At 62.9% G+C, this 25,298-nt stretch carries 27 protein-coding genes; 7 read left to right on the plus strand and 20 right to left on the minus strand.

The window, feature by feature from the left end:
• Positions 1 to 144 precede the first annotated feature (144 nt).
• The 3 genes from FJV77_RS02850 to FJV77_RS02860 all read right to left on the minus strand — a co-directional run bounded on the left by FJV77_RS02850 (position 145) and on the right by FJV77_RS02860 (position 3,546).
• Positions 145 to 1,302: a PcfJ domain-containing protein gene (locus FJV77_RS02850; RefSeq protein ID WP_142865323.1), complete on the minus strand. Its 1,158-nt coding sequence runs from the start codon at positions 1,300 to 1,302 to the stop codon at positions 145 to 147.
• A gap of 511 nt (positions 1,303 to 1,813) precedes the next feature.
• Positions 1,814 to 2,398: an HD domain-containing protein gene (locus FJV77_RS02855; RefSeq protein WP_142865324.1), complete on the minus strand. Its 585-nt coding sequence runs from the start codon at positions 2,396 to 2,398 to the stop codon at positions 1,814 to 1,816.
• Positions 2,395 to 3,546: a gamma-butyrobetaine dioxygenase gene (locus FJV77_RS02860; protein WP_142865325.1), complete on the minus strand. Its 1,152-nt coding sequence runs from the start codon at positions 3,544 to 3,546 to the stop codon at positions 2,395 to 2,397. The genes FJV77_RS02855 and FJV77_RS02860 overlap by 4 nt, the downstream gene beginning before the upstream one ends.
• A gap of 121 nt (positions 3,547 to 3,667) precedes the next feature.
• Here FJV77_RS02860 and FJV77_RS02865 point away from each other — a divergent pair, with 121 nt between their 5' ends.
• Complete coding sequence (locus FJV77_RS02865) at positions 3,668 to 4,558, plus strand: LysR family transcriptional regulator (RefSeq protein WP_142865326.1); 891 nt, start codon at positions 3,668 to 3,670, stop codon at positions 4,556 to 4,558.
• Positions 4,559 to 4,738: 180 nt separating this feature from the next.
• Entirely contained in the window at positions 4,739 to 6,541 is a 1,803-nt protein-coding gene (locus FJV77_RS02870) for an NAD(P)/FAD-dependent oxidoreductase (protein ID WP_142865327.1), read from the plus strand.
• Here FJV77_RS02870 and FJV77_RS02875 read toward each other — a convergent pair.
• The 3 genes from FJV77_RS02875 to FJV77_RS02885 are packed head-to-tail and all read right to left on the minus strand — an operon-like array spanning position 6,538 to position 7,968.
• Positions 6,538 to 7,065 (minus strand): GNAT family N-acetyltransferase, encoded by a 528-nt coding sequence (locus FJV77_RS02875; protein ID WP_142865328.1) that lies wholly within the window; start codon positions 7,063 to 7,065, stop codon positions 6,538 to 6,540. The genes FJV77_RS02870 and FJV77_RS02875 overlap by 4 nt on opposite strands.
• Positions 7,066 to 7,088: 23 nt before the next feature.
• Positions 7,089 to 7,397 carry a hypothetical protein gene (locus FJV77_RS02880; protein ID WP_142865329.1) on the minus strand — a complete coding sequence of 103 codons (309 nt, stop codon included), beginning with the start codon at positions 7,395 to 7,397 and terminating at the stop codon, positions 7,089 to 7,091.
• A gap of 4 nt (positions 7,398 to 7,401) precedes the next feature.
• Positions 7,402 to 7,968: an XRE family transcriptional regulator gene (locus FJV77_RS02885; protein WP_142865330.1), complete on the minus strand. Its 567-nt coding sequence runs from the start codon at positions 7,966 to 7,968 to the stop codon at positions 7,402 to 7,404.
• Between the two features lie 152 nt (positions 7,969 to 8,120).
• On the opposite strand from FJV77_RS02885, the gene FJV77_RS02890 reads away from it, so the two are divergent.
• Complete coding sequence (locus tag FJV77_RS02890; protein WP_142865331.1) at positions 8,121 to 9,950, plus strand: ATP-binding protein; 1,830 nt, start codon at positions 8,121 to 8,123, stop codon at positions 9,948 to 9,950.
• A 288-nt stretch (positions 9,951 to 10,238) separates the two neighbouring features.
• Here the strand turns inward: FJV77_RS02890 and FJV77_RS02895 are convergent, their stop codons facing one another.
• Both FJV77_RS02895 and miaA read right to left on the minus strand, forming a co-directional pair.
• Complete coding sequence (locus FJV77_RS02895) at positions 10,239 to 11,030, minus strand: GGDEF domain-containing protein (protein ID WP_112560450.1); 792 nt, start codon at positions 11,028 to 11,030, stop codon at positions 10,239 to 10,241.
• A 131-nt stretch (positions 11,031 to 11,161) separates the two neighbouring features.
• On the minus strand, positions 11,162 to 12,130 hold the full coding sequence (gene miaA / locus FJV77_RS02900; protein ID WP_142865332.1) for a tRNA (adenosine(37)-N6)-dimethylallyltransferase MiaA: 969 nt from the start codon (positions 12,128 to 12,130) through the stop codon (positions 11,162 to 11,164).
• Between miaA and serB the strand changes: the two genes are divergently transcribed.
• Together serB and FJV77_RS02910 are read left to right on the plus strand one after the other, a co-directional pair.
• Positions 12,120 to 13,007 (plus strand): phosphoserine phosphatase SerB, encoded by an 888-nt coding sequence (gene serB / locus FJV77_RS02905; protein WP_142865333.1) that lies wholly within the window; start codon positions 12,120 to 12,122, stop codon positions 13,005 to 13,007. The genes miaA and serB overlap by 11 nt on opposite strands.
• A complete protein-coding gene (locus tag FJV77_RS02910; RefSeq protein WP_142865334.1) occupies positions 13,004 to 13,576 on the plus strand; it encodes a GNAT family N-acetyltransferase in 573 nt (190 codons plus the stop codon). Before serB ends, FJV77_RS02910 begins: the two co-directional genes overlap by 4 nt.
• Before the next feature lie 45 nt (positions 13,577 to 13,621).
• Here FJV77_RS02910 and FJV77_RS02915 read toward each other — a convergent pair whose 3' ends face one another.
• The 7 genes from FJV77_RS02915 to FJV77_RS02945 form a co-directional block, all read right to left on the minus strand.
• Positions 13,622 to 15,139, minus strand: a complete 1,518-nt coding sequence (locus FJV77_RS02915; RefSeq protein WP_142865335.1) for a DegQ family serine endoprotease — start codon at positions 15,137 to 15,139, stop codon at positions 13,622 to 13,624.
• A gap of 143 nt (positions 15,140 to 15,282) precedes the next feature.
• On the minus strand, positions 15,283 to 15,468 hold the full coding sequence (locus FJV77_RS02920) for a DUF2065 domain-containing protein (RefSeq protein WP_142865336.1): 186 nt from the start codon (positions 15,466 to 15,468) through the stop codon (positions 15,283 to 15,285).
• 4 nt (positions 15,469 to 15,472) lie between these two features.
• Positions 15,473 to 16,420, minus strand: coding sequence for a protease modulator HflC (locus FJV77_RS02925; RefSeq protein WP_142865337.1), 948 nt, complete (start codon positions 16,418 to 16,420; stop codon positions 15,473 to 15,475).
• A complete protein-coding gene (gene hflK, locus FJV77_RS02930; RefSeq protein ID WP_142865338.1) occupies positions 16,420 to 17,538 on the minus strand; it encodes an FtsH protease activity modulator HflK in 1,119 nt (372 codons plus the stop codon). The genes FJV77_RS02925 and hflK overlap by 1 nt, the downstream gene beginning before the upstream one ends.
• A 157-nt stretch (positions 17,539 to 17,695) precedes the next feature.
• On the minus strand, positions 17,696 to 18,307 hold the full coding sequence (locus FJV77_RS02935) for a dimethylsulfonioproprionate lyase family protein (protein WP_142865339.1): 612 nt from the start codon (positions 18,305 to 18,307) through the stop codon (positions 17,696 to 17,698).
• Complete coding sequence (locus FJV77_RS02940; RefSeq protein ID WP_142865340.1) at positions 18,304 to 18,834, minus strand: dihydrofolate reductase; 531 nt, start codon at positions 18,832 to 18,834, stop codon at positions 18,304 to 18,306. The genes FJV77_RS02935 and FJV77_RS02940 overlap by 4 nt, the downstream gene beginning before the upstream one ends.
• A complete protein-coding gene (locus tag FJV77_RS02945; protein WP_142865341.1) occupies positions 18,834 to 19,853 on the minus strand; it encodes a DUF4424 domain-containing protein in 1,020 nt (339 codons plus the stop codon). Before FJV77_RS02945 ends, FJV77_RS02940 begins: the two co-directional genes overlap by 1 nt.
• Before the next feature lie 150 nt (positions 19,854 to 20,003).
• Here FJV77_RS02945 and cobF point away from each other — a divergent pair, with 150 nt between their 5' ends.
• Positions 20,004 to 20,774, plus strand: coding sequence for a precorrin-6A synthase (deacetylating) (cobF, locus tag FJV77_RS02950; RefSeq protein WP_142865342.1), 771 nt, complete (start codon positions 20,004 to 20,006; stop codon positions 20,772 to 20,774).
• A 153-nt stretch (positions 20,775 to 20,927) separates the two neighbouring features.
• Here the strand turns inward: cobF and FJV77_RS02955 are convergent, their stop codons facing one another.
• The 4 genes from FJV77_RS02955 to modA form a co-directional block, all read right to left on the minus strand.
• Complete coding sequence (locus tag FJV77_RS02955; protein ID WP_112560439.1) at positions 20,928 to 21,269, minus strand: winged helix-turn-helix domain-containing protein; 342 nt, start codon at positions 21,267 to 21,269, stop codon at positions 20,928 to 20,930.
• Positions 21,270 to 21,338: 69 nt separating this feature from the next.
• On the minus strand, positions 21,339 to 22,451 hold the full coding sequence (gene modC / locus FJV77_RS02960) for a molybdenum ABC transporter ATP-binding protein (RefSeq protein ID WP_142865343.1): 1,113 nt from the start codon (positions 22,449 to 22,451) through the stop codon (positions 21,339 to 21,341).
• Entirely contained in the window at positions 22,448 to 23,152 is a 705-nt protein-coding gene (gene modB, locus FJV77_RS02965) for a molybdate ABC transporter permease subunit (RefSeq protein ID WP_142865344.1), read from the minus strand. Before modB ends, modC begins: the two co-directional genes overlap by 4 nt.
• A gap of 15 nt (positions 23,153 to 23,167) precedes the next feature.
• Positions 23,168 to 23,962, minus strand: a complete 795-nt coding sequence (gene modA / locus FJV77_RS02970; RefSeq protein ID WP_142865520.1) for a molybdate ABC transporter substrate-binding protein — start codon at positions 23,960 to 23,962, stop codon at positions 23,168 to 23,170.
• A gap of 161 nt (positions 23,963 to 24,123) precedes the next feature.
• Between modA and FJV77_RS02975 the strand changes: the two genes are divergently transcribed.
• Positions 24,124 to 24,330 (plus strand): molybdopterin-binding protein, encoded by a 207-nt coding sequence (locus FJV77_RS02975; protein WP_142865345.1) that lies wholly within the window; start codon positions 24,124 to 24,126, stop codon positions 24,328 to 24,330.
• Positions 24,331 to 24,341: 11 nt separating this feature from the next.
• Here FJV77_RS02975 and FJV77_RS02980 read toward each other — a convergent pair whose 3' ends face one another.
• On the minus strand, positions 24,342 to 25,136 hold the full coding sequence (locus FJV77_RS02980; protein ID WP_142865346.1) for a thymidylate synthase: 795 nt from the start codon (positions 25,134 to 25,136) through the stop codon (positions 24,342 to 24,344).
• Positions 25,137 to 25,298: the final 162 nt, after the last annotated feature.

A 25,298-nucleotide genomic window follows, 5' to 3' on the forward strand; every position in this document is an offset into this window, starting at 1 on the left:
TCGCCCGGCGGTTACACCGCCTTGCCCACGCGCTTTCCTACGAGAATGAGTGCCTTTTTCATGGTGGCGGACAATAGAATTGGTTTTGCGTCGATGTCAACGGGCAATCCGCGCGGCCTTTTGGGCCGCGCGGATTCACTTTTATCAGGCGCCAAGCGTCACGGCCTTCGCCTTGGCCCAGCGCTCGAGGATTTTTTGTTCCTCAGGCGTGGCCAGGCGATTGCCGAAACCGCGCACCTGCACCGCGCGATGCTTCTGATCGAGCTCGATCGTCAGCAGCCGATCGGTCTTGCCCAGTGCCTTGCGCCGCAGCGTCCAGATCGAGGCGTAGCCGGCAATGCATTTGGCGGCATACATCGAGACGCAGTGATGCATAGCCCGGCTCTCGGCAACGAGATCCTCGGCCGTCTTCAACTGACGGATGGAGAACCACTCGCCATACACTTTCGCCTCCTTGGGCTGGGGATGCCACTCCCAGTCCTGCAAGCGCGAGCCGGCCCAGGCGTTGGTCTGCGCCGGTGCGCCGGCAGCCGGCCTGGCTCGAGCTTCTGCCCGCCGGCGCATCGCCTCGATGCGCTCGATCGCGGCGAGGTCGCGGTGCCAGTCCACCATCTGCCGGCGCAGCGAAGCGAGCGTACGGCCTTTCAGGCTGTAAGCTCGGTCGCGCCGGTGCCTGGCGCCGAGGAAATCGCAGAGGTCGTCGATCTCCTCCTTCGACGCCGGATGCTCGCAGAAGAAGCGCGCCACTTCGCGCCAGAAGGCGAGATCGCCGCGCGGCGTGCGCGCGATCTTGGTGCGCGCAAGCCGTGCCGCCAGCCCGCAATCTTCGGTGTAGGACCGCACGATCGCGAACCAGAACGCCTCCTCAAAGCCGAACTCGCCGGACACGTTCAGGAAGCAATGCACCTCCTTGCGCGACAGCCATTCATTGGCACCAGCCTTGTAGAGCGAGTTGCCACCCGCAGCCGCGATGTACCAGGCCTTGCGCAGCTTGATCTCGTTGGCATCGAGCCCCGAACTGTCGAGCCAGATGGCTTCGAGCGCGGCATGAACAGGGTAGATCGCGTAGAGATGACGCGCCGCGGCCAGCCGTAGACGCGCAGGGTCGCGCGTCTTCAGCTTCGGACGCCACAACTTGCCGTCGCGGACCGCCATGCCGAAGCCGCGGTGTGCTTCCTCGATCGCCCGCTCGAAATCCGGAGCGGGACGCGGCGCGGCGGAAACCCGCTGCAGCGATGCCTGATATGCTTCAATGCGTTGGCGCTCGGCATCCTGCCTGAGCTGGATCATGGACCTGGCCATGGCCGTTCTTCCCGATTGGAACTCTGTCAGCCGCACGCAATTCCAGCGCCGGCACGATATGTGTCGATCTGGGTTGCCGTGACATTTGACAGGTCTCCTCTCGGGATGACGGGTTACGAATGGGCGGCGTCAGTACGCCTGCGGGGTTCTCGACGCAAGAGCTATTCTTTTAATGTTTACAATGGCCTAGGAGGCTGTTGCAAAGATGCATCTCAGGCGTTCGGACAGCGACCATCGTCGGCGGGAGCAACTGGCTCCAACCGGTTTGGCACGGCGTCTGCCGGGCATTGGGTATCGATGTGATCGCCTTCGGACGGTGGCTGCCGCCACGCCTCACGGCGGGGTGAAGCCGCGAAGCGGCTCAGCTCGTCCGCCGCCAGCGGAGGCGCAAAATGCGTGAAAATGATCTCATCGTCGCCTCCTTCGAAAGCGTGGTTGGGTTGCAGGACATGAAAGCATCCATGCCCGGTGCTGCACATACATCCGGCCAGTGGCAACAGCAAGGCGACGTTCAGGCGCGATTGGCGAAGTCGCGGACGACACCTTGCAGCAGCGGTACGTAGTCGCGAAAATTCCTTGTCTTCATGTTGGCGACCTTGCCGGCCTCGTCCCAGATGCGCACCCGCACCGCTTCCTCATGGAACGGGTTCTTGCGGAACTCCGCCACTTCTTCGGCATTCATCGGCCCGCCCTGCAGCGACAGCGTGTGGACCGAGGCCTGCGACAGCTTGCCGAAGTAGGTCGGGTCGGTGGCGCAGAGGTAGCGCTTGGCGGCGACATGCAGCCTGACGCATTCGACGATGACAGGCGGAAAGAACGGCGCCAGCACCTCGCCGCCGGCCTCGTCATGATGCTTGTCCTCGACATCGTCGGGCGAATAGGTGCCGAACTCGCTGGTGTAGTGGCCGATGTCGTGCAGCAATGCCGCCGCCACCAGCACATCGGGCGCGCCGTCTTGTTCGGCAAACCACGCACCCTGCAGCATGTGCTCCGACATGGTGACGGGTTCGCCGAGATAGGATTCAGCACCCCGGCGCTCGAAGATGTCGGCAATGAACTCGACGATGTTGTCCGCGTTCAAATCCTGGCCACTCATTCCGCAGCCTCCTTGAAGCCGTGTTCGATCGCCAAAAGCGTCGACAGCAGGCCGTCCTTGTCGGCGTAGCAGCCCTGCAGCCAGCGCTTGCCGGTCCCGGAAAACGCCTTGCGGGCATGCATGACGCGCGTGTTGTCGACGATGAAGGCCTGCCCTGCCTCGAGCTTGAAGGTCACTTCGAAGGACGGATCCTCGATCAGTTCGGCGAACCGCCGATAGGCGGCGTAGTAGGCTTCCATGTCGGCGAATGGAACATCGACCGTCGGGGCCAAAGAGCGGTTGTTAAAGCGGATGGCGATGAGCTCGCCATCCGGCCCGAGCTCGATCATCGGCCGCTTGGCCCGCAGCCGCACGCCCGACGATCCGGCATATTCGAAACGGGCCGGGTATGAACTCAACAGGCGGAAGCCTTCGGGATTCTCGGCCTGCAAGGCGGCCGCGACGGCAAAACCGTCGACGACGCTGGATTCGCCGCCTTCAACCGTGTTTTCGATACAGGACAGGATCTGCAGCGTCGGCACCGGATCGCGATAAGGATTGTCGGTGTGCGACTGCAGGCCAAGATTGGTGTAGGCCAGATTGGTCGGATTGACCTCGGCGCGGACTTCGAACCAGCGGCCGTAATTTGTCTCCCTGATATAGCCGAACAGATCGGACACTTTGCACAGCGCCCCGGATTCGGCCGGCAGATCGTCCATCACCGCGAAGCCATAGGTCTTCACCGCCGACAACCACTGCCGCAGGACTGTGCGGTCACGGCTGGCAGCGACGTATCCGGCGCGCGGCACCGAATTCTGCATCGAGGCCTTGGTCCATCGCACGGTGGCCTCGCCGGTCCACCCGGGCTCGCGGGCGGCATCGCGATCATAGGCGTTGGCGCTCAGCCACGCCGCGGGAAAGCTGACGGTCTTCTGTTCGGGCACGAAGCTGATTTCGAGGGCGTCAGCCTTGATCGCGGCGGCGCCGATCCGCGTTTGCGCCGGAATGTCGAGAATGGTGATCAGCCGCTGGCCGTTGCCGGCGCTGCGCGTCTTGTCGTCCAGCGCATTGTCGCGCAGCCACATGGCGTGAAAGCGGGTGCGCGTCCCATCCTTCCAGCCAAGGTCTATTGTTTTACCTTCGTCGCCGATCAGCGCGTGGGTGAGCATGAAAATCCGTTCCTGTCCGCTGTGCCCCGCAGCGAGGTCCGCAGGGTTTCCGATTGCATGGTGAAGGCGCAGCAGGCATAATTCAAATTATCATTTTGCGCCCAAAGACCATAAACTACTTATGCCTCAATCAGCCCTGCCCTTGCCGCCACTCGATTGGCTGCGCAGTTTCGAGGCCGCCGCGCGGCTGTCGAATTTCACCGCCGCCGCGGCCGAACTCGGATTGACCCAGGCGGCCGTCAGCCAGCACATCCGCTTGCTCGAAGAGCGGCTGAAGCATCCCCTGTTCATCCGCCTGGCGCGCGGCGTCGACTTGACGCCGGAGGCCGCGGCCTATCTGCCGCATCTGCAATCGGCCTTCGCGGTGATTGCCAACAGCACGCGCGAGCTGTTCGAACCAAAGACGATCCAGAGCGTGACGATACGCTCGCCGATCTCGTTTGCCGTGCTGATGATCGCGCCGCTCCTGCCCGAAATGGCGACCAGCCTGCCGCATGTCCAATTGCAGATCGAGACCATCCACACGCCTGCCGATTATGGCGAACGCTCCGGCATGCTCGACATCCGTTTCGGCAATGGCTCCTTTGCTGGACGACAGGCCGATCGGCTCACCCGGGAAACATTGACGCCGATGGCGGCGCCACATCTCGCCAAGATGCCGGACTGGACGGAATTGCCGAAACTGACCGTCGTCGGAGCGCGCGAAATGTGGGGCGAATGGTTCGCGGCCGCGCGCATGAAGCCCACTATCGCGTCGGCGCACAAATTCGACAGTTTCGTCGCCGCGCTGGAGGCGGCGAAGCACGGCGCCGGCATGGTGCTGGGATCGCGCCCGCTGGCTGATGCAGCACTGCGCGACGGATCGCTCGTGGCCCTGTCCGATTTCGCCCTGTCGGGCGGCGCCGGCCACTATCTGACCGCCCCTTCCGGCGCCCATCTCAGCCGCGCCGAGGACGATGTCCGTCACTGGTTCGCAACCGTGTTCGGCCAGCGCATGGCTGAGCGCCCGTAGCATTTGAGCCGGGCGCGGTCCGAACGGCGATTTCCCGATAAGTCCCTGAATACACGTCAAACTATTGGACGACGTGACGCGGCGCGTAGTTTGCCGCGATACTGCACGAAGCCGGACGTCAAGCTTCGGCAGGGTTCCGTTCGCTACAGGCGGCCAGGAAAAAATCGCGGAGGAAATTCAATGCTCGACAAGGCCCCGAACAAGAAACTCTCAGACTTGCTCGATACCTTCGGCGCGGCACTCAGCGCCGGCGATATCGACAAGACTGTCGCCTGCTTTCAGGAGGATTGTTACTGGCGCGATCTCGTCACCTTCACCTGGAACATCAAGACGATGGAGGGCCGCGACCAAGTGCGCGACATGCTGGTCAGCCAGTTGGCCAAGACCAAACCGTCGAACTGGGCGATCGCCAAGGGCGAGGACGCGAGCGAAAGCGACGGCGTGCTGGACGGCTGGATCAGCTTCGAAACGGAGGCGGCGCGCGGCTTCGGTCACATCCGGCTGAAGGACGGCAAGATCTGGACGCTGCTCACCACCATGGTCGAGCTCAAGGGCCATGAGGAACCGGCCGGCTTCGACCGCCCGCTCGGCGCCAAGCATGGCCATGGCAAGAACCGGCCGACCTGGAAGGAGGAGCGCGAGAAGGAAGCCGCCGAACTCGGCTTCAAGACGCAGCCCTACACGCTGATCATCGGCGGCGGCCAGGGCGGCATCGCGCTCGGCGCACGTCTGCGGCAGCTCGGCGTGCCGACCATCATCGTCGAGAAGAACGAGCGCGCCGGCGACAGCTGGCGCAAGCGCTACAAGTCGCTCTGCCTGCACGACCCGGTCTGGTACGACCATCTGCCCTATATCGACTTCCCCAGGAACTGGCCGGTCTTCGCGCCCAAGGACAAGATCGGTGACTGGCTGGAAATGTACGCCAAGGTGATGGAGTTGAACTACTGGTCCTCGACCGAGGCCAAGAGCGCCGTCTATGACGACAAGAAGCAGGAGTGGACGGTTGTCGTGCGCCGCGACGGCAAGGACATCACGCTGAAGCCGAAGCAGCTGGTGCTGGCCACGGGCCAGTCCGGCAAGGCCAACATGCCGAGCTTCAAGGGCATGGAAAGCTTCAAGGGCGACCAGCATCACTCCTCGAAGCATCCCGGCCCCGACGCCTATGTCGGCAAGAAGGCTGTTATCATTGGTTCCAACAATTCAGCCCACGACATCGCGGCCGCCCTTTGGGAGGCCGGCGCCGACGTCACCATGGTGCAGCGCTCGACCACCCACATCGTCAAATCGGATACACTGATGGAGATCGGGCTGGGCTCGCTCTATTCGGAAAAGGCGGTCGAGAGCGGCGTGACCACCGCCAAGGCCGATCTCATCTTTGCCTCCCTGCCCTACAAGATCTTGCACGAGTTCCAGATCCCGGCCTATGCGGAGATGAAGAAGCGCGACGCCAGCTTCTACAACGGCCTGGAGAAGGCCGGCTTCATGCTCGACTGGGGCGACGACGACTCCGGCCTGTTCATGAAGTATCTTCGGCGCGGCTCGGGCTACTACATCGATGTCGGCGCTTCCGACCTGATCGTCGACGGCTCGATCAAATTGAAGAGCGGCGTCGAGGTGAAGGAGATCAAAGCGCATTCGGTGATGCTCTCGGATGGATCCGAACTGCCGGCCGACCTCATCGTCTACGCCACCGGCTACGGCTCGATGAATGGCTGGGCGGCCGATTTGATCTCACGGGAGGTCGCAGACAAGGTCGGCAAATGCTGGGGCCTTGGCTCCAACACCACCAAGGATCCCGGTCCCTGGGAAGGCGAGCTTCGCAACATGTGGAAGCCGACGCAGCAGGAGGCGCTATGGTTCCATGGCGGCAACCTGCATCAGTCACGCCACTATTCGCAGTTCCTGTCGCTGCAGCTGAAGGCGCGGATGGAAGGCATCGCGACGCCGGTCTATGCGCTGCAGCAGGTGCATCACAAGGGTTAGGCAGTGGCGGGCTGGCTGATGCGCTTCCAGTAGACCAGCGTGCCGGTCAGCCCACCATGCGGCTTCAAGGCAAAGTCCGGTATTTCACCGGTGAGCGTGAAGCCGAGTTTCTCGTAAAGGCCGGAAGCGCCCTCTTCCGTCGCCGTGTCCAGCACCAGCAGCGTGCGGCCCTTTTCGACGGCGAGAGCCTCGGCGGCCCGCATCAACCGGCTCGCTATGCCCTTGCCGCGGTGCGCGACACGGGTCATCAGCTTGGCGATCTCGGCGCGGTGCGGCTGGTTGACCGGAAAGTCCAGCAGCAAGGTCACGGTGCCGACGAGAGCGTCTCCCTGCCAGGCGCCCAGCACTGCTCTTTTACCCCTTTCCGCAGCCTCCAGCGACATGTCCCAGAAGGCGCTCGCAGCCTGCCGGGACAAGGGATGCATGAAGCTGACCGAGCCGCCGGCCGCGACCGTCTCGATCAGGAGGTCGGCCAGCATGTCGCGTGTTTCCGCAGTCAGTGACCTGATTTCGATGGAACTCATGCCTGCACTATCTCCTTTTGGTATCAATCCAGACGCGCGACGCGGCGCCGTTTTCGTCCTGCCTTGATCGCGGCGATGCGATCGGCGTCTTTCGGCTGCAGGTGCAGCCCGCGTTCGAGGATTTCAAGCGTGTATTCCTCATAGGTCAGGCCGAGCCGTTCGGCCTTTTCCATGCGCATCAGCATGACGTCACGGCTGGGCGCCTTCCACGCCTTGGCGTGCGCTTCCTGCCAGGCGAGGAAGATGTATGGATCGCCCTTGCCCCAGGGCGGTCCTTTGTAATCATCGAGCGGCGGTCCGCCATTATCGGAGCGCTTGGGACGTCTTGCCACGACCTCAGCCCCTGACCAGCGCGACCAGATAGTCGGCGGACTGCGGTCCCACAGCGTGGAACGTGCAGTCCGACGGCGCGCCGAGCGCCAGGCAGTCGCCGGGCTCAAGACTGTGCACGACATCGCCCTCGGTGAATTCGAGACGTCCGGAGATCAGCCACATCTGCTGCTTGATGAAGGCATAGGACGCTGCCGGGAAGCTTACCTTGGCGCCCGCCGGCAATTGCACCCGGATCAGTTCGAGCGGCATGTCGGAGATCGGTGACAGATGCCGCCTGACATAGCCGGTGCCGGGATCTCGCCACACCGGCTGCTCGCTTTCGCGCAGCAGGCCACCGCCTTGCTGCTCGGCGCGCGCAATCAGCGTCGACAGCGTCATGCCGAAGGCGGCGGCGATGCGCACCAGGAGAGACGCGGTCGGGCTGGTCATGCCACGCTCGATGGTGCTGAGCATGGCTTTGGAGACGCCGGAGCGGTCCGCCAGCTCTGCCAGCGACCAGTTGCGCAAGGTTCTTTCGGCGTGGATTCTTTTGCCGATCGTGGCGGATACATCATTCGCTATATCAGTCATTCGTCCAATATATCGAAATTTGCGCACTGGGAAAGAGGCCGGTCGGTTGAATTTTCGCTAACGGGTTAACGCCTGCTACACCATCCCGCATCACGCCACCTTAACCCCATTTGTGTAGGGTCAACGCTCCACGGAAATGGGGATCGGACCGTATGTTTGTCGAGCGCGAAGCCTCCGTCGGCGAACCGACCTCGCAGGAGCGCCGCCGCGCCGAGCAGAACGACAAGCGCATTCTGGGCAATGTCGTGCAGTGTGACGGCGCCCGCGCCACGATCAGCGCCTACGCCGACGACATCGAAGGAGCGGTCACCGGCCTGTGGACGGTCGGCAAGATGATCTCCATCAACCTCGGGACATCGCGCACGGTTGGCCTGGTCTATGAGATCGGCAAGTCGGATCGCGCGTGGAGCAATGAGGGGCAGAACCCGATCGAGGTGAACGTCGAGTTGATCGGCGAGGTGCGCGACGGCGCCGAGCCCGGCGACCGCCCGATTTTCGACCGCGGCATCACCACCTATCCGCATATCGGCGCCATCGCCCACCGCATCCGCAGCCGCGACCTGCAGGCGGTCTATGACCTCGCCGGGCGTCATTCGATCACCATCGGCACGCTGTCGCAGGACGAGGCGATCGACGCCAACATCGCCATCGACGACACGCTGGCGCGCCACTTCGCCATTGTCGGCACGACAGGCGTCGGCAAATCCACGGCGGTCTCGCTGCTCTTGCGCAAGTCGATCGCCGCCCGGCCCGATTTGCGCATCCTCATCCTCGATCCTCACAATGAATTCGCCGCGTCGCTGCCGGAATTCTGCGTCAAGGTCGACTCCAAGACGCTCGATTTGCCGTTCTGGATGTTCAGGCTGGAGGAATTCGCCGAGGTGCTGTTTCGCGGCCGAGAGGTCGTGCCGGAAGAGGTCGATGTGCTGCGTGACCTGATCCCCGCCGCCAAGAATCTCTACCGCAACCCGAATTCCGGCACATATGTGCGACGCGGCAGCGATGCGCTGACCGCCGACACGCCGGTGCCCTACCGCATGGTCGATCTCATCAAGCAGATCGACGAGCGTATGGGCCTTCTGGAAAGCAAGAACGACCGCCCAACGCTGAAATCGCTGAAGACGCGCATCGAGTCGGCGGCATCCGACCCGCGCTATCGCTTCATGTTCAATTCGCGGCTGATCGAGGACACGATCCACGAGACGATCGGCAACATTTTCCGGGTGCCGCATCATGGCCGCCCGGTGACCTGCTTCGAGATGGCCGGCATGCCGTCCGAAGTGGTCAACTCCGTCTGTTCGGTGCTGGCGCGCCTTGCCTTCGACCTCGCTCTGTGGAGCGAAGGCCGGCTGAAACTTTTGCTGCTGTGCGAAGAAGCGCATCGCTATATGCCGGCCGACCCCCGCCTCGGCTTCGCGCCGACAAGGCATGCGTTGTCGCGCATCGCCAAGGAAGGCCGCAAATATGGCTGCTATCTCGGCGTCGTCACCCAGCGTCCGGGCGAACTTGATCCGACCATCCTGTCGCAATGCTCGACCTTCTTTGCCATGCGCCTGGCCAACGAGCAGGACCAGGCAATCATCCGCTCGGCGATCGCCGATTCCTCCGCCTCGACGCTGGCTTTCCTGTCCTCCATGGGCCAGCGCGAAGCCATCGCCTTCGGTGAAGGCGTGGCGACGACCATGCGGCTGAAATTCGAAAAGCTGGCGGAGAATCTGATCCCCGGCACCGCCAAGCGAGAGCAGGACGAGTTCTCGCAGGACGGCAACGACGTCGATCTCGCGGCCATCGTCGAGCGGCTGCGCAACGTGCCGAAGCCACAACAGGCGATGGCCTTCGCCGAGGTCGTGGATACCGGCCGCCAGGCCGGCGATCCAGATTTCCGCAAGCCGCCAGCGCCGCGCGTCCAGCCAGACGACGATTTCGACCTGCGCTATGGCCTCAAGCCCACAACCTTCGGCATGCGCCCGCAGAACGACTGAGCTTCAGCGTAACGTCCTTCTGCCGAACAATTGAAAAGCCGCGCCGGTGTCCAAGCCTCGGCGTCGTTGGCTTGCTTGGGTAAATCCCGTCAGAAAATTCGTCAGGCTGAGTCGGATGGTGTCGTTTTCGAGAACCGGCCTACGCCGGCCGTAGCCTTCATAGAGCGGAGACACTTATGAGTGCTTCGGCCGGCGAAGGCCGGAGCGGAGCGGACATCAAGTCCGTGAGCACCGGAAGCGCAGAAAACGGCGCCAGGCGGCCAGCCTCACGAATTTAATGCCGGGATTTTAGGCGCAGACGCGGTTGCGGCCCTGCCTCTTCGCCTCATAGAGCTGGCGGTCGGCGCGGCGGTAAAATTCCTCGGCCGTTTCCTTCCGGTCCCACACAGCAAGTCCGACGCTGGTGGTGATCTTGAGGCGGACATTGCCCGACAGCACCGACATGTTGGCAATCGCCTTGCGGATGCGTTCGGCGAATTTCCCCAGCAACTCCGCATCCATGTTGGGCGTGACCACGGCAAACTCCTCGCCGCCGAGCCGCGCCACCACGTCGTGATAGCGCGTCATGCCTTTGAGGCAATTGGCGACTGCCCTCAGCACCTCGTCGCCGACATCGTGGCCATGTGTGTCGTTGACCTGCTTGAAATGGTCGAGGTCGAGGATCATCAGCCCGACGGGCTTCTCGATGCGGCGGAATTCTTCGAGATATTCCTTCAGCGCATCGTCAAAATAGCGCCGGTTCTGCATGCCGGTGAGACCATCGGTCAGCGCCGCATGCTGCAGCGTTTCCGAACGGGCGCTGAGCGACACCGTCATCGCCCGCAGCTTGCCCTCTTCCGTCGCCTGTCTACGAATCAGCGGGTAGATGAAGAACACACCGAAGAACAGCGCCGTCGCCAGAAGCACACCGGTGATGAACAGCAGCCTGTTGAGGTAGACGATCCTCTCGATGCGGGACGCCGTATCCATGTCGGCGGCGATGCCCTGCAAAAGACCATAGGCATGAAGCGTCACCAGGCCTGCGGCAAGGATCACGAAAATAAAGACGAAAAATGCGGATTCCGCCTTGTGGAAACGCATCTGCTCCCCGTTGGAAAAGTACCCGCCCGATTTATGGCATGACGGCGCCTTACGGACAGTTAACCCAGACAACCGGAACGGGAATGTTCATTCCGGATCCTGTTTCTTTAATTGTATTAGCAGCAGGAGAATCAAATCGCGGTTTGAAGGTCGTCACCAGGCTGCAACCTTAGCCATTCCGGCCCCAACTGATGGCGAAACCACGTCGTTTGCCGTTTGGCATATTGCCGCGTCGCGGCCTTGCAGCGCTCGATGGCCTGGGGGAAACTGATGTCGTCAGCCATCGCGGCCGAGAGTTCGCGAACGCCGATCGCCTTCATCGCCGGCAGGTCGGGATCAAGACCAAGCGCCACAAGCCGTTTGACTTCGTCGAGAGCGCCAAGATCGAGCATGCGGTCGAACCTCGTTTCGATCCGCTCAACAAGGGCCGCGCGGTCCGGCTCAATGACGAAGAAACGCGCGCTGTCGCGGTCGATCAGCGGCCGGCCACGCGCCGCTTGCCATTCGAGAATGGAGCGACCGGAGGCGTCAAGCACCTCCAGCGCCCGCACGATGCGCTGGCCGTCGGTCGGCTTCAGCTGCATGGCAACCGCCGAATCCTCGTGCATCAGGAGGCGATGCAGCTTGGCCGCGCCTTGTTCCTTCAACTCGTAGCGCCAGCGGTCGCGCACCTGCTGCGGAATGTCCGGCATCTCCGAAATGCCCTCGGCAAGCGCGCGAAAATAAAGCCCGGTGCCGCCGACGAAAATCACCGGTCGCTCAAAGGGAGGGCCATCGGGCCGCCGGGCAAGCGTACCGTCATCGATCAGCTTCATCACGTCGCGCAGCCAGGCACCGGTGGAATAGGCGGTGGAGGGATGCACGTGGCCGTAGAGAAAGTGCGGCGCGCGGCCGAGTTCGGCCGCGTTCGGCCGCGCCGTCAGCACATCGAGCACCGAATAGCCCTGCATGGAATCGGTGTTGACGATGACACCGCCCTTGCGCTCGGCGAGATCGAGCGCCAGCGCCGACTTGCCGCTGGCGGTCGGCCCGGCTATCAGGATCGCGTTCTTCACGCGGCCCTCGCCCGCCTGCCCGCTGGAATTTTCGATGCCGCTCATCGCCACGCTTGTGTCCCACCCCGTCCGCCGCACCGTGTCGGCCTCGCTTGCGAGTATGGCCTCACGCTCGGTCGGCGCAAGCGCTGTTCGCTGGCTGGGTGAAGGCGTTGCGTGCGATCTGGTGTTGGCCGAAGGGGCTGAAACCACAGAGACGATTGCCGCCTTGCGCGCTGCGCTTGCCTCCGAGCCTGTCGACGTGATCGTCCAGCAGGCGGACACGCGCCGCAAGACAATACTGCTCGCCGACATGGATTCGACCATGATCGACCAGGAATGCATCGACGAACTGGCCGACGAGATCGGCGTCAAAGATCGCGTCGCCGCCATCACGGCACGATCGATGAATGGCGAGATCGCCTTCGAGCCCGCCTTACGGGAACGCGTGGCGCTGCTGAAAGGCCTCGATACCGCCGTTGTCGACCGCATCATCGCCAACCGCCTGACACTGGCGTCGGGCGGTCGCACTCTGGTGCAGACGATGCGGGCCAATGGCGCCTGGACGGCACTCCTCTCCGGCGGCTTCGACGTCTTCACCAGCCGCATCGCGGACATGCTGGGCTTCCAGGAAAACCGCGCCAACCGCCTGATCGAGGAAAACGGGCGCTTTGCCGGCCTGGTCGCCGAACCGATCCTCGGCCGCGCCGCCAAGGCCGATGCGCTTATCGAAATCTCGGCCCGCCTCGGCCTGACGCCGGCCGACGCCATTGCCGTCGGCGACGGCGCCAACGACCTCGACATGATCCGGCTTGCCGGCACCGGTGTTGCGCTTCACGCCAAACCCACCGTCGCCGCCGAAGCCAAAGTCCGCATCGACCATGGCGATCTCACCGCGCTGCTTTATGTGCAGGGCTACCGGCAGGAGGAATTCGTCGTATGAAACCGATGCGCACCGAACGCCTGATCCTGCGCAACTGGGAAGAACGCGACCGCGAGCTCTTCCATCGCATCAATTCGGACGAGCGGGTGATGGAATTCTTTCCGTTCCGCCGCGACCGTGTCGAGACGGATGCCAAGATGGACGAATTTCGAGGCTGGATCGCCGAGGACGGCTTTGGCTTTGCCGCCGCCGAGATTGCCACGACAGGAGAATGTATCGGCTTTGTCGGCCTCTTAAAAACCGATCACGTGCCATCCCTGCCTTCCGATACGATCGAGATCGGCTGGCGTCTGGTGCCGGAATTCTGGGGCAAGGGCTACGTTACCGAAGCGTCCGAAGCCTGGCTTGCTTTCGGCTTCGAAACGCTCGGCCGCGACGAAATCGTCTCCTTTGCCGTCGCGGCCAACCGCCGCTCGACGGCCGTCATGGAGCGTCTTGGCATGAGCCCCGACCCGGCTCGCGATTTCGACCACCCATCCATCCCCGACAGCCACCCGCATCTCAAGCGACATGTCCTCTACCGGCTGTCGCGGCAGGATTGGCAGGCACGAAAAAGGGCGGCTCGGTAGCCGCCCTTTTTGTTGAAAAACAATAGCTTATGGCGCTTTCCGGTCTCAATCCATCCGGATCGTGACAAACCGCAACTCGCCGGTCTTCGACGCCAGCATCAAGAGCGCATTCTTGCGACCCTGCTCCTTCAGCGCGCCGATCCGGTCCATGACGTCCTTCGGGGTCGCGACCGATTCCTGGGCAATCTCGGTGATCACTTCGCCGGCCTGGATGCCGCGCTCGGCCGCAGCCGAGTCCTTGGTGACATCGGTGATGACGACGCCCGAAACATCAGCCGCTATGCCGAACTTGGTCCGCGTCTCGTCATTGAGTTCGCCGACGGTCATGCCGAGCACCGAAGCCGTTGAAACCGCAGGCGCCTTGTCGCCGCCCTTGTCCTCGTCGGTAGTGCCGTCCTCGCCGCTGGCGAGCTTCTCGCCGTCTTCGAGCCGGCCAAGCGTCACCTTCACCGTCTGCTCGACGCCCTTGCGCACGATGATCACGTCGACCGCCTTGCCGACCGGGCTTTCCGCCACCACGCGCGGCAAGTCGCGCATTTCATGGATGTCCTTGCCGTCGAACTTGATGATGACGTCGCCGGCCAGAATTGTGCCGTTGTCCACCGGTCCGCCCTTGATGACGCCGGCAACCAGCGCGCCCTTGGCGGTCGCCATGCCGAGGCTCTCGGCGATGTCGTCGGTCACCGGCTGGATGCGCACGCCGAGCCAGCCGCGGCGGGTTTCGCCGAACTGGCGCAACTGGTCGACGACGCCCGAAGCGATCTGCGAGGGGATGGAGAAACCGATGCCGATCGAGCCACCGGACGGCGAGATGATCGCGGTGTTGATGCCGATGACCTCGCCCAGGCTGTTGAACAGCGGGCCGCCGGAATTGCCGCGGTTGATGGCGGCGTCGGTCTGGATGAAGTCGTCATAGGGGCCGGAATTGATGTCGCGGTTGCGGGCCGAGACGATGCCGACCGTGACCGTGCCGCCGAGGCCGAACGGATTGCCGATCGCCATCACCCAGTCGCCGACGCGCATCTTGTTGGAATCGCCGAACTTCACCGCCGTCAGCTTGTGGCCCTTCGGGTCGACCTTGAGCACCGCGACGTCGGTCTTGGTGTCGGTGCCGACCAGCGTCGCCTTCAACGTCACGCCGTCGGAGAAATTCACCTCGATGTCGTCGGCATCGGCAATCACGTGATTATTGGTGACGACAATGCCCTGCTCGGCATCGACGACGAAGCCGGAGCCCAGCGACTGCACCTTTTGCGTGCCGCCATCCTTGTCGCCGCCACGGTTCTTGAAGAAATCGTCGAAGAAATCCTGGAACGGCGAGCCCTCCGGCAGTTGCGGCATCGGCACCGCGCCCGGACCTTCCGTGCCCTTCACGGTCTGCGAGGTCGAGATGTTGACCACCGCGCCGATCAGCCCTTCGGCGAGGTCGGCGACCGAAGCCGGTCCGTCAGCGGCCACCGTCGGCGTCACGAAAGCCGGAACGGCAAGCGCGCCGACCATAAGTGCCGCAGCACCTGCGATGAACGTCCGCCGCGCCGCGCGCAGAAGGGTGTTGGATGTCATCGAGAGCCTCCCGGAATTGCTGAAAAGAAAAAGCGCTTCGGCAAAACGCCACGTTGCGTCATGTTGGCAAGAAATACGGCACATCTGCGGCTATAGCCACATCAGGAGGATAAATCCTCCGTTACACCTGATATCAGCGATCCTCAGCCACGCACCAGCCAGACAATGCCGATACCGATGGCGATCGCCGCCAGCCCGACGATGCGCAGCGCTTTTTCCGGCATCGACAGCACTTCGCCGGCAAGGCGTTTGGCGAGGCCGGGAAAACCGCCATAGACCAGGCCCTCGACAACCAGGACCAGGCCTATGGCCGCAAGGAAATCCTGCACCGCCCTACTGGACGGGTGCAGGTTGCGCTGCCGGCGCGGCAGGTGCCGTCGCCGGCGCAGCAGGCTTCGCGTCCGTGCCATCCGGATTGCGGAAGAAGCGGAAGAACTCCGAGTTCGGCGACAGCACCATCGTCGTCCCGGAGTTGTCCAGCGCCGTGCCATAGGCATTCATCGACCGGTAGAAGTCGAAGAAGGCCGGATCGCGTTTGTAGGCATCGGCGAAAGTCGCGCTGCGCTGGGCCTCGCCCTCACCGCGCAGGATTTCCGATTCCTTGCGCGCTTCGGCGACGATTTCCACCACCTCGCGGTCGGCGCGTGCCGTGATGCGCTGCGCGGCCTCTTTGCCGCGCGCTCTCAGCCGTTCGGCCTCGGCCAGACGTTCGGCCTTCATGCGGTCGAAGGTCTGCTGCGAAACCTCAGCGGTCAGGTCGGTCCGGCGGATGCGCACATCCTCGATCTGCAGGCCGAGCGACGTCGCGTCCGGCCGAAGCTGATCGCGCACTTCGCGCATCATCACAGCCCGCTCTTCCGAGAGCGCCGCTTCGAAATCGCGCAGACCGTAGACACGGCGCAGCGCTGCGTCGAGACGCGTCCTCAGTCGGGCTTCGGCCAGTGTGATCTGACCGGACACGGCGGAGCGGAAGACGCGCGGATCCGAGATGCGGTAAGCGATGAAAGCATCGACCTCGTAGAACTTGCCGCCCGAAACCTGGACGCGGATGTTGTCGAGATCGAAGCGCAGCACCCTGTTTTCGATCAATTGCACGCTGTCGGCGTCGAAGAAGGCGAAAGGCGCCTTGAAATAGATACCGGGTTCATTCTTGACATCGACGATCTCGCCGAACCGCAGCACGAGCGCCTGCTGGCGCGCGTTGACCACGAAGACGGAGGAGTAGATCAGGAACAGAAGCACGGCCGCGATGACGGCGAGGATGGGAAGACGATTGGCCATCACTGGGTTCCTCCGGTCGTGGCGCCAAGGGGCGCCGGCGCCTTCGGCTGCAGTGCCGGCAGCGGCAAATAGGGCACGACCCCTTGCCCATTGCCCTGTTCGACGATGACCTTGCTGGAGTCTTTCAGGACCTTCTCCATCGTTTCCAGATAGAGTCGCTTGCGCGTCACATCGGGGGCCTTGGCATATTCGTCGTAGACCGAGATGAAGCGCTGCGCCTCGCCTTCGGCCTCCTGCACGACACGGTTCTTGTAGGCCGCCGCGTCTTCACGGACCTGTGCGGCCTCGCCGCGCGCCTGGCCGAGCTTCTGGTTGGAATACTGGTTGGCTTGCTCGACGAACTTGTCCTCGTCCTGTTCGGCGCGCTGCACTTCGTCGAACGCGTCCGCCACTTCACGCGGCGGCGCCGCGTCCTCGATCGAAACCGCATTGACGTTCAGGCCAGCCTTGTAGCCGTCCAGCGTCGTCTGGATGATTTCACGCACCGACGCGGCAATGCCCTGGCGATCGTCGCGGAAAATGTCCTGGGCCGGTCGCCGGCCGACGGCTTCGCGCATGGCGCTTTCAGCGACCTGCTGCAGCATGCCTTCGGGATCGGAGACGTCGAACAGATAGGCCCTTGGATCGGAGACCTGGTAGGCCACCGAGAACTGGACGTTGACGATATTCTGGTCGCCGGTAAGCATCAGCCCGGACGTGTTGCCACTCGTCGCGCCGCCGCCACCGATATCGACGAGCTGCTCGGCGATGTTGGCCGTCTCGACGGTTTCAACGGGCCACCAATGGAAATGCAGGCCCGGCTGCGACAGCTCCGGCTTCGGCTTGCCGAACCGCAACTCGACCGCAACCTCGTCGGGCTGCACGGTGTAGACCGCCTTGAACGCCCACAGCACGATCAGCGCCGCAGCAATCAGCGCAAAGACGGCCGGGCTGGCGCCGCCGCCACCGGGCAGCGCACGCCGCAGCCGGTCCTGGCCGCGGCGGATGATGTCCTCGAGATCGGGAGGTGACCCTTGCGGGCCGCCAGGCCCCTTCGGTCCCTGCCCCCATGGCCCCTGATTGCCGCCGCCGCCGCCCCATGGGCCGCCGCCGCCACCGCTCTTGTCGTTCCAGGGCATGAATGTCCTTTCGCTTGGAATTCCCTCAGCGCCGGCCTTGCGGCGCAAAATCCAGTTGTTCTTCTATAGGGACGCCGCGATGCGCTTTCAACGCGATCCGACACTGCACCGTCCGATTTGGACCGCTGCAAGCAGCGAATTCCAATAAGTCGCCCTATCAATGCGGCGTATTGTCGAGGGGAAGGCACCAAATGGCAAAAAGCGGCTTGGCATCCGCGCGCATGGCATGAACGATGTCAGGTGGATTGTAGACGACCCCGCCGAACCCGGGTTCATGCCACGCCTCGGCATTCTGCCGCCATTCCCCTTGAGACAGGACAAGATAAAGCTCTTCCGGTGGATGCCGATGATCAGGATAGGTCGTATGCGGCGCCATGACCGACACTCCGATCTCGATGGCACTGCTCGGGACGAAGCCGCCCGGGCCGACAATGAAGGAATCAGCATAATTTTCGGCCAAGACCGCGGACTTGCGACGCTCGCTCTGGTTGTTCCAGCTGAGATGCGGCTCGATCTCGCGCAGCACGGCGGCGAGCTTGCCGAGATTGCCGCCGATCGTTTCAAGTTCGGCAAAGCATTCCGCGAGATGGCGACAAGCCGGCTGACGGTGGGGTCTCTCACGGCTTGCCTGCGGCGCCTCGAGCGCGGTGTCACCGAAAATCCGCTGGTGCGCAGCTTCACGCGCCGGTTCATTTCCCATACGCGAGCGTATTTCTGTAGCGAGCAAATCCATGAAGGTACCGAGCGGTGGATGCGTGTTGTCGGTCATGAAGATACCTGCGTCATTGGCCGGCGGCGCTCGTAAACCGTATAGCGCGTTGCATGGCTGTCCTTTTCACCAGCCGGAAAATCCTGCGAACGGACAATTCGCCAGCTGTCCGGATCGATGTCAGGGAAATGCGCATCGCCGTCGACCTTGGCCAGCACATGGGTGACATGCAGGCGGTCGGCGAGCGGCAGCGCCTGCGCATAGATTTCGCCGCCGCCGATGACGCAGATTTCGTCGACGCCGCTCATGCAACGCCCGCGCACCGTGGCCAGCTGGATCGCGGCTTCCAGCGAGTGCGCTACCTCGATGCCCTCGGCGCGCCAGGCCTTGTCGCGGGTCACCACGATGTTCAACCTGCCCGGCAGCGGCCGGCCGATGCCTTCATAGGTCTTGCGGCCCATGATGACGGGCTTGCCCATAGTATCGGCCTTGAACCGCTTGAGATCGGTGGACAGCCGCCACGGCAAGCCGCCGTCGCGCCCGATGACGCCGTTCTCGGCGATGGCGACATAGATCGCGACGTCCATCAGTTGGCTTCCCCGGCGCCGTCGCCCGACGGCTCCAAAAGCAATATGTCGATGTTGTGCTCGGGATAGAAATCCTGCGCCGTCGTCTCGAAGGTCGTCGGCCCGACCTTTTTTACATTGTCGCCGCAGAACGAAATCAGCGCTTTCGGATTGCCCTTGTCGACGGTCAACTTGAACTTGCCGATGCTGCCGTTCGCCCAGTTGCCGCCGGTGGTCAGGATATAGGCGATGCGTTTCTCGTAAAATTTGGGATAACCGTCCGGATCGTCCTTGGCCGCCTTGCTCACCGCATTCTCGAAATTGTTGTCCATGCAGTAGCGGGTCTTGTAGGCAGCATACTGGCTACCCTGGAACTTGCGGTCATAGAAGAAGCTGACCGATGACGTCCCGCCGACGCTGGGCTTGTAGCGGTGCGAGACATGGACGTCCTTGTTGGCCGGAAATGTCGAGCGCCACCAATAGGTCGAGCGCAACTGCCACCACGGCGTATAGACCTTGTTCGCCTCAGTACCGTCGCTGCCCGTATCCTCGATGATGATGCCGCGGTTCTCCCAATCCTCGGCCACCGCCTTCGGCAGCTTCGCCAGGGCCGCCTTGGCCGTATCGCCGAATGGATTGAACGGCACGTTCTGCGCCTTCAGATCGGCGCCGATATCGATACCGAGCGCGTACACCTTCTGCTCGAGCTGCGGCTTTGCCGGCGCACCATCGATCGTCACCTCGAAGCCGAGGAAATTGTCGCTCTGGTTTTCCGGGATCGCCGGCATTTCCTCCGGATCGCCTTCGATGTCGGGCAACGGGAAGGCAACGATGGCATCGACATCCTTGTCGGTGTTGTTGTGGAAGACGTAGTCGACCGTCACCTTTTCCGGCGAGATGGTGAGGTCCTCGCTTTGCATCGCCACCGCATCGCTGCGTGACAGGATCAGGCCACCGGTGCCGAGTTCCGCGGTCGAATCATTGGCCAGTGCAGGCGCGGCTGAAAGCGCCAGCATGGTGGTAAGAACATAGCGCAGCATGAAAGCCCCTCGGCGAGAATGCGCGGCGACCCTAGCGGTTTCAATGTGGCGTTTCAAAGCCATTCCATCTCCAGAAGCGTACCGCCGCGGTCTGGACACGCCAATCGGCGGTCTGGACTAACAGGTTCCGATCGGGCAGGAGTTCGCGTCATGCGCAAGCTTCTCGTTATCGGCATCGGCGCCGGCAATCCCGATCATATGACCGTGCAGGCCATAGAAGGCCTGAACCGGGCGGACGTCCTGTTCATTCCCGACAAGGGCGCAAGGAAGAACGACCTTGCCGAACTGCGCCGCCAGATCTGCGATCGTTTCGTCAGCAACCCGAAATCACGCCGCGTCGAATTCGACGTGCCGGTGCGCGCCGAGCCGGCGCCGTCCTACCGCTCGACCGTCGACGACTGGCACGAGGCAATCGCCGAGATCTACGAAGGCCTGATCCGCGACGAGCTTGCCGAGAACGGCTGCGGCGCTTTCCTGATCTGGGGCGACCCTTCTCTCTACGACAGCGCGCTGCGTATCCTCGAGCGGGTGCGGCTCAGAGGCAATGTCGGGTTCGAGTTGGAGGTCATTCCCGGCATCACCGCCGTCCAGGCGCTCGCCGCCAGTCACAAAATGGCGCTGAACCGTATCGGCGACCCCGTGCTGATCACCACCGGCCGCCGCCTGACCGAAGAAGGTATGCCGCAAAATGCCGGCAGCGCCGTGGTCATGCTCGACGGCAAATGCGCCTTCAACACGCTGGCCGACAAGGATCTGATCATCCATTGGGGCGCCTATCTCGGCACACCCGACGAAATCACTCTCTCCGGCCGCCTAGGTGATGTCGGCGCTGAGATCGAGAAGGTTCGTGAAGAAGTCCGCCGGAAAAAGGGCTGGATCATGGATACGTACCTGCTGCGCAAAGCGGAGGGTAGGGAGTAGGGGAATTGAAGAAATGAGGAACTGAAGAATTGAAGAATTGAAGAATTGGTAAGGAGTGCGGCCAACATCCACTCCCATATTCTTCAGTTCTTCAGTTCTTCAGTTCTTCATTTCTCCAGTTCTTCATTTCTCCAGTTCTTCATTTCCCCCTCCTCACCCCGCATCAATCTCCGCCTGCAATGCCTCCATATGCGTGGCCGCCGCTGCTGCCGCAGCGCGTTCGATGGCGCGGAAACGGCTGACCACCGCCAGTCCGACCGAGGTCAACTGCGCGCCGCCGCCCTTGCGACCGCCGGTCTGCGCTGCGACCAGCGGCTTGCCGAACACGCGGTTCATGTCCTCGACCAGATCCCAGGCGTGCTTGTAGGACATCTCCATGCCTCGCGCCGCGGCCGAGATCGAGCCGAAGGTGGCGATCTGCTCCAAAAGCTCGATCTTGCCCGGACCGATGCGCCCGTCCGGATCGAGATTTATCCGCAAGCTAAGCGACGGCATGTCGTGTCCTCCGCGATCACACTAGCCTCTCTCGACCCATAGCGCTATTCCAAAACGATATAGCGGCTATCAGCCATCCGCTTCGGCCGGCAGCCCGGCGCCGGTATTAGCCCTGTCGAAGCTCACCGTCTTGACCACCGCGAACACCTTGCTCCCCAACCGGAGGTTCAGCGCGTGTCGCGACTGCTCGGTGATGCGGGCAAGCACGGTTGCACCATTGCAGTCGATGCCGACCTCGACCGTCGGCCCCTCACCTGGACTTACTGCGACGATGATACCCGGCAGGATGTTGAGCGCGCTGAGGCCCGTCGGCTGTTCTGTGGCGATCATCACGTCGCGGGCGCGGATGCGAATGCGCACCGGCGCACCGACCGATATAGCCAACCGTGGCACCCGGATTTCGCCCGCCGCCGAACGGAGCACGCTCATGCCGAAAGCCTCGTCGTGGCGCAGCACTATGGTGTCGAGCACCGCACCGCCCTCGCCGCGCTCTTCCACCGGCAACAAATCGAGCCGCTGCATGATCGCGCCGGTCGGGCCGGAAGCCGCGACCTTGCCTTGCGCCATCACCACCACGTCGCTCGCCAGCCGCGCCACCTCGGCGACGGAGTGGCTGACATAGACGATTGGCAGCTTGGTCTCGTCGCGCAGCCGCTCGATATAGGGCAGGATCTCGGCCTTGCGCGCATCGTCGAGCGAGGCCAGCGGCTCGTCCATCAACAGCAGTTTCGGGCTGGCCAGCAGCGCCCGGCCGATCGCTACCCGCTGCTTCTCGCCGCCCGAGAGCTTAGCCGGCCGCCGGTCGAGCAGAGGACCGATGCCGAGCAGTTCGACCACCGCGTCCATATTGGCATAGCGCTCTGCCGGCGGCGTGAACCAGCGGCCATAGCGCAGATTGCCGGCCACACTCATATGCGGAAACAGCCGAGCATCCTGGAACACCATGCCGATGCGGCGCTTGTGCTTCGGCACGAAAATACCGGCATCCGTGTCGACAAGCACACGGCCGTCGACCGCAATGCGTCCCTCGCCGGGTCGGATCAGGCCGGCGATCATGTTGATCAACGTCGTCTTGCCGGAGCCTGAGGGCCCGAACAGCGCCGTCAGCCGCCCGGCACTTTCGAAGCGCGCGTCGATGGCGAACTCGCCGAGACGATGGCTGATGTCGACAAGAACGCTCATTCGATGTCCATCCGCCGGCCAACGCGCCGCGCCAGCACTTCCGAGGCGACCAGTGCCGCCATCGAAATGACGACGGAAATCAGCGTCAGCCGCAGCGCCCCGTCATCGCCGCCCGGCACTTGCGTAAAAGTGTAGATCGCCGAAGGCAGCGTCTGCGTCTCGTTGGGAATGTTGGAGACGAAGGTGATGGTGGCGCCGAACTCGCCCATCGCCTTGGCGAAGGACAGGATCGAGCCGGCGATCAGCCCGGGAAGGATCAGCGGCAGCGTGATCGTGGCGAACACAAACAGCGGATTGGCGCCGAGCGTGCCTGCGGCGGCTTCCATCTTGCGGTCTACTGCCTCGATCGACAGCCGGATCGCCCGCACCATCAGGGGGAAGCCCATGATGCCGCAGGCGAGAGCCGCGCCCGTCCAGCGAAACGAGAAGACGATGCCGAAATGCTCAGCCAGGAATGCACCGGCCGGCCCGCGACGACCGAAGGTGAGCAGCAAGAGATAGCCGGTCACCACTGGCGGCAGGATCAGCGGCAGATGCACCACGCCGTTGAGCAGCGTCTTGCCCCAGAATTTGCCCCGGGCAAGCAAGAGCGCAATCGCGATGCCCGGTGGCAGGCTGAACAGCATCGCCACCGTCGCCACCTTGATCGACAGCCGGACCGCATTCCATTCGTCGGGAGTGAGGTCCAGCAGCCAGTTCATGCGTCAGGCGCTACCTTAATTGCTCGGCGTGAGCACGGTGAAACCTTGATCCCTAAACAGCTCCGCCGCCTTGGCGGACTGCAGGCACTTCAGGAAGGCCGGCGTATCCTTGTCCTTTGAATCAGCGATCTGGGCAACCGGATAGATGATCGGCGGATGCGAATCCTCCGGGAAGATGCCGACCACCTTGACGCCCTTGTCGGCATGCGCATCGGTCGCATAGACGATGCCGAGCGGTGCTTCACCCGTCGACACCAGCTTGAGTGCCGCGCGCACATTCTCGGCCTGCGCCACCTTGCCTTCGACCGAAGACCAGACGCCGAGCGATTCAAGTGCTGCCTTGCCATACTTGCCGGCCGGCACCGCCTTGAAATCGCCCATGGCGAGCCTGCCGTCGCCGACCAGCCTGGCGAGGTCAAAGCCCTTCTCGATCTTGGTTTCGACCGTCGAATCCTTCGGCGCCACCAGAACGATCTGGTTGCCGAGCAATTTCACTTCGGTGTCCGGCTTGGTCAGCTTCTTGTCGGAGAGATATTTCATCCAGTCGAGATCGGCCGAGATGAAGACGTCGGCGGGAGCCCCGCCCTCGATCTGCTTGGCCAGTGCGGAACTCGCAGCGTAGGAGACGGTCGCGGCCTGGCCGACATCGGCCTCGCAGGCTTTGGCGACGGCATCGAGCCCGTCCTTGAGGCTGGCCGCGGCAAACACGATCACCTTGTCTTCCGCATGAGCGGCGGGCATCGCGGCCATCAGTGCTGCAGCAAAGCCGCCGACCGCGATCGCTCTCAATCCAAAACCTTTGTGCCTCAACATGAAAACTCTCCCTGGGTTTGAAATCCGTCCGGCTCGGCGCCTGCCGATCGATATATCCGGATGAATATAACAAGGGAAGGCCGCCAGCCGTCGAAAGCGTCTGTTCGGCATCGATTGTTCTGGTTATGACGGGAACAGAACCTTGCAAAGGAAGCCCCATGAAAATCAGCGCACGCAACATCCTCAAGGGAACGGTCACCGAGATCGTCAAAGGCGCCACCACCTCGCATGTCCGCATCGACGTCGGCGGCTCGGTCGTCACCGCTTCGATCACCAACGAGGCCGTCGCCGATCTCAAGCTCGAAAAGGGCAAGCAGGCCTATGCCGTGATCAAGGCATCGGACGTCATGGTCGGTATTGATTGAGGAACGGAGAGCTATACGGCGATCGGCGCCTTGATCGTTGCGTCAGCAAAATAGTTTTCCAGCCGGAAATCCTCGAAGCGGAAGGCAAACAGATCCTTCACCTCCGGGTTGATCCAAAGCGTCGGCAGCGCCTTGGGCGTGCGCCGCAATTGCTCGCGCGCCTGCTCGAAATGGTTGGAGTAGAGATGCGCGTCGCCCAGCGTGTGGACGAAATCGCCAGGTTTCAGCCCGGTGACCTGCGCCACCATTAGGGTCAGCAGCGCATAGGAGGCAATGTTGAAGGGCACGCCGAGGAAGATGTCGGCCGAGCGCTGGTAGAGCTGGCAGGACAGCTTGCCCTCCGAGACGTAGAATTGGAACAGGCAGTGGCAGGGCGGCAACGCCATGGCCTCGACTTCGGCCGGGTTCCACGCCGAAACGATCAGCCGCCGCGAATTCGGATTCCTGCGTATCTCCTTGAGAAGATTGGCAATCTGGTCGATCGACCCGCCATGGCCATCCGGCCAGGAGCGCCATTGCTTGCCATAGACCGGGCCAAGATCGCCATTCTCGTCGGCCCACTCGTCCCAGATCGAAACGCCATGGTCGTTGAGATATTTGATGTTGGTGTCGCCGGCCAGGAACCACAGGAGTTCATGGATGATCGACTTCAGATGCAGCTTCTTGGTGGTGGTGACGGGAAAGCCGCGCGCCAGGTCGAAGCGCATCTGGTAGCCGAACACCCCACGCGTGCCGGTGCCAGTGCGGTCGCCGCGATCGGCGCCATTGTCCAGCACATGCTGCAAAAGGTCGAGATACTGGCGCATCGGCTTCGCCTCGATTCGGGATTGCGGACATTATAGCTGCCTGACAGGTGGTCGAACATATAAAAAGGGGCCAGAGCGCTGTTTGCCCCCACCACTCTTTCAAGGATTGGCGCTGCCCCTCACCTGCCTGCCGGCATCCTCTCCCCGTATAGTGACGGGGAG

The sequence above is a fragment of the Mesorhizobium sp. WSM4306 genome, assembly GCF_007003975.1.
Lineage (GTDB): Bacteria > Pseudomonadota > Alphaproteobacteria > Rhizobiales > Rhizobiaceae > Mesorhizobium.

What these genes read in the sequence shown, in the direction of transcription:
- FJV77_RS02870 (WP_142865327.1), top strand. Translation starts at nt 4,739, where the DNA reads ATGCTCGACAAGGCCCCGAACAAGAAACTCTCAGACTTGCTCGATACC.
- FJV77_RS02925 (WP_142865337.1), bottom strand. Translation starts at nt 16,420, where the DNA reads ATGGCCAATCGTCTTCCCATCCTCGCCGTCATCGCGGCCGTGCTTCTG.
- modB (WP_142865344.1), bottom strand. Translation starts at nt 23,152, where the DNA reads ATGAACTGGCTGCTGGACCTCACTCCCGACGAATGGAATGCGGTCCGG.
- FJV77_RS02940 (WP_142865340.1), bottom strand. Translation starts at nt 18,834, where the DNA reads ATGGACGTCGCGATCTATGTCGCCATCGCCGAGAACGGCGTCATCGGG.
- FJV77_RS02885 (WP_142865330.1), bottom strand. Translation starts at nt 7,968, where the DNA reads ATGACTGATATAGCGAATGATGTATCCGCCACGATCGGCAAAAGAATC.
- FJV77_RS02895 (WP_112560450.1), bottom strand. Translation starts at nt 11,030, where the DNA reads ATGCGTTTCCACAAGGCGGAATCCGCATTTTTCGTCTTTATTTTCGTG.
- serB (WP_142865333.1), top strand. Translation starts at nt 12,120, where the DNA reads ATGCCGCTCATCGCCACGCTTGTGTCCCACCCCGTCCGCCGCACCGTG.
- cobF (WP_142865342.1), top strand. Translation starts at nt 20,004, where the DNA reads ATGCGCAAGCTTCTCGTTATCGGCATCGGCGCCGGCAATCCCGATCAT.
- FJV77_RS02955 (WP_112560439.1), bottom strand. Translation starts at nt 21,269, where the DNA reads ATGCCGTCGCTTAGCTTGCGGATAAATCTCGATCCGGACGGGCGCATC.
- FJV77_RS02890 (WP_142865331.1), top strand. Translation starts at nt 8,121, where the DNA reads ATGTTTGTCGAGCGCGAAGCCTCCGTCGGCGAACCGACCTCGCAGGAG.
- FJV77_RS02875 (WP_142865328.1), bottom strand. Translation starts at nt 7,065, where the DNA reads ATGAGTTCCATCGAAATCAGGTCACTGACTGCGGAAACACGCGACATG.
- FJV77_RS02935 (WP_142865339.1), bottom strand. Translation starts at nt 18,307, where the DNA reads ATGACCGACAACACGCATCCACCGCTCGGTACCTTCATGGATTTGCTC.
- FJV77_RS02915 (WP_142865335.1), bottom strand. Translation starts at nt 15,139, where the DNA reads ATGACATCCAACACCCTTCTGCGCGCGGCGCGGCGGACGTTCATCGCA.
- FJV77_RS02860 (WP_142865325.1), bottom strand. Translation starts at nt 3,546, where the DNA reads ATGCTCACCCACGCGCTGATCGGCGACGAAGGTAAAACAATAGACCTT.
- FJV77_RS02855 (WP_142865324.1), bottom strand. Translation starts at nt 2,398, where the DNA reads ATGAGTGGCCAGGATTTGAACGCGGACAACATCGTCGAGTTCATTGCC.
- FJV77_RS02980 (WP_142865346.1), bottom strand. Translation starts at nt 25,136, where the DNA reads ATGCGCCAGTATCTCGACCTTTTGCAGCATGTGCTGGACAATGGCGCC.
- FJV77_RS02945 (WP_142865341.1), bottom strand. Translation starts at nt 19,853, where the DNA reads ATGCTGCGCTATGTTCTTACCACCATGCTGGCGCTTTCAGCCGCGCCT.
- FJV77_RS02865 (WP_142865326.1), top strand. Translation starts at nt 3,668, where the DNA reads ATGCCTCAATCAGCCCTGCCCTTGCCGCCACTCGATTGGCTGCGCAGT.
- hflK (WP_142865338.1), bottom strand. Translation starts at nt 17,538, where the DNA reads ATGCCCTGGAACGACAAGAGCGGTGGCGGCGGCGGCCCATGGGGCGGC.
- miaA (WP_142865332.1), bottom strand. Translation starts at nt 12,130, where the DNA reads ATGAGCGGCATCGAAAATTCCAGCGGGCAGGCGGGCGAGGGCCGCGTG.
- FJV77_RS02975 (WP_142865345.1), top strand. Translation starts at nt 24,124, where the DNA reads ATGAAAATCAGCGCACGCAACATCCTCAAGGGAACGGTCACCGAGATC.
- FJV77_RS02850 (WP_142865323.1), bottom strand. Translation starts at nt 1,302, where the DNA reads ATGGCCAGGTCCATGATCCAGCTCAGGCAGGATGCCGAGCGCCAACGC.
- FJV77_RS02910 (WP_142865334.1), top strand. Translation starts at nt 13,004, where the DNA reads ATGAAACCGATGCGCACCGAACGCCTGATCCTGCGCAACTGGGAAGAA.
- modC (WP_142865343.1), bottom strand. Translation starts at nt 22,451, where the DNA reads ATGAGCGTTCTTGTCGACATCAGCCATCGTCTCGGCGAGTTCGCCATC.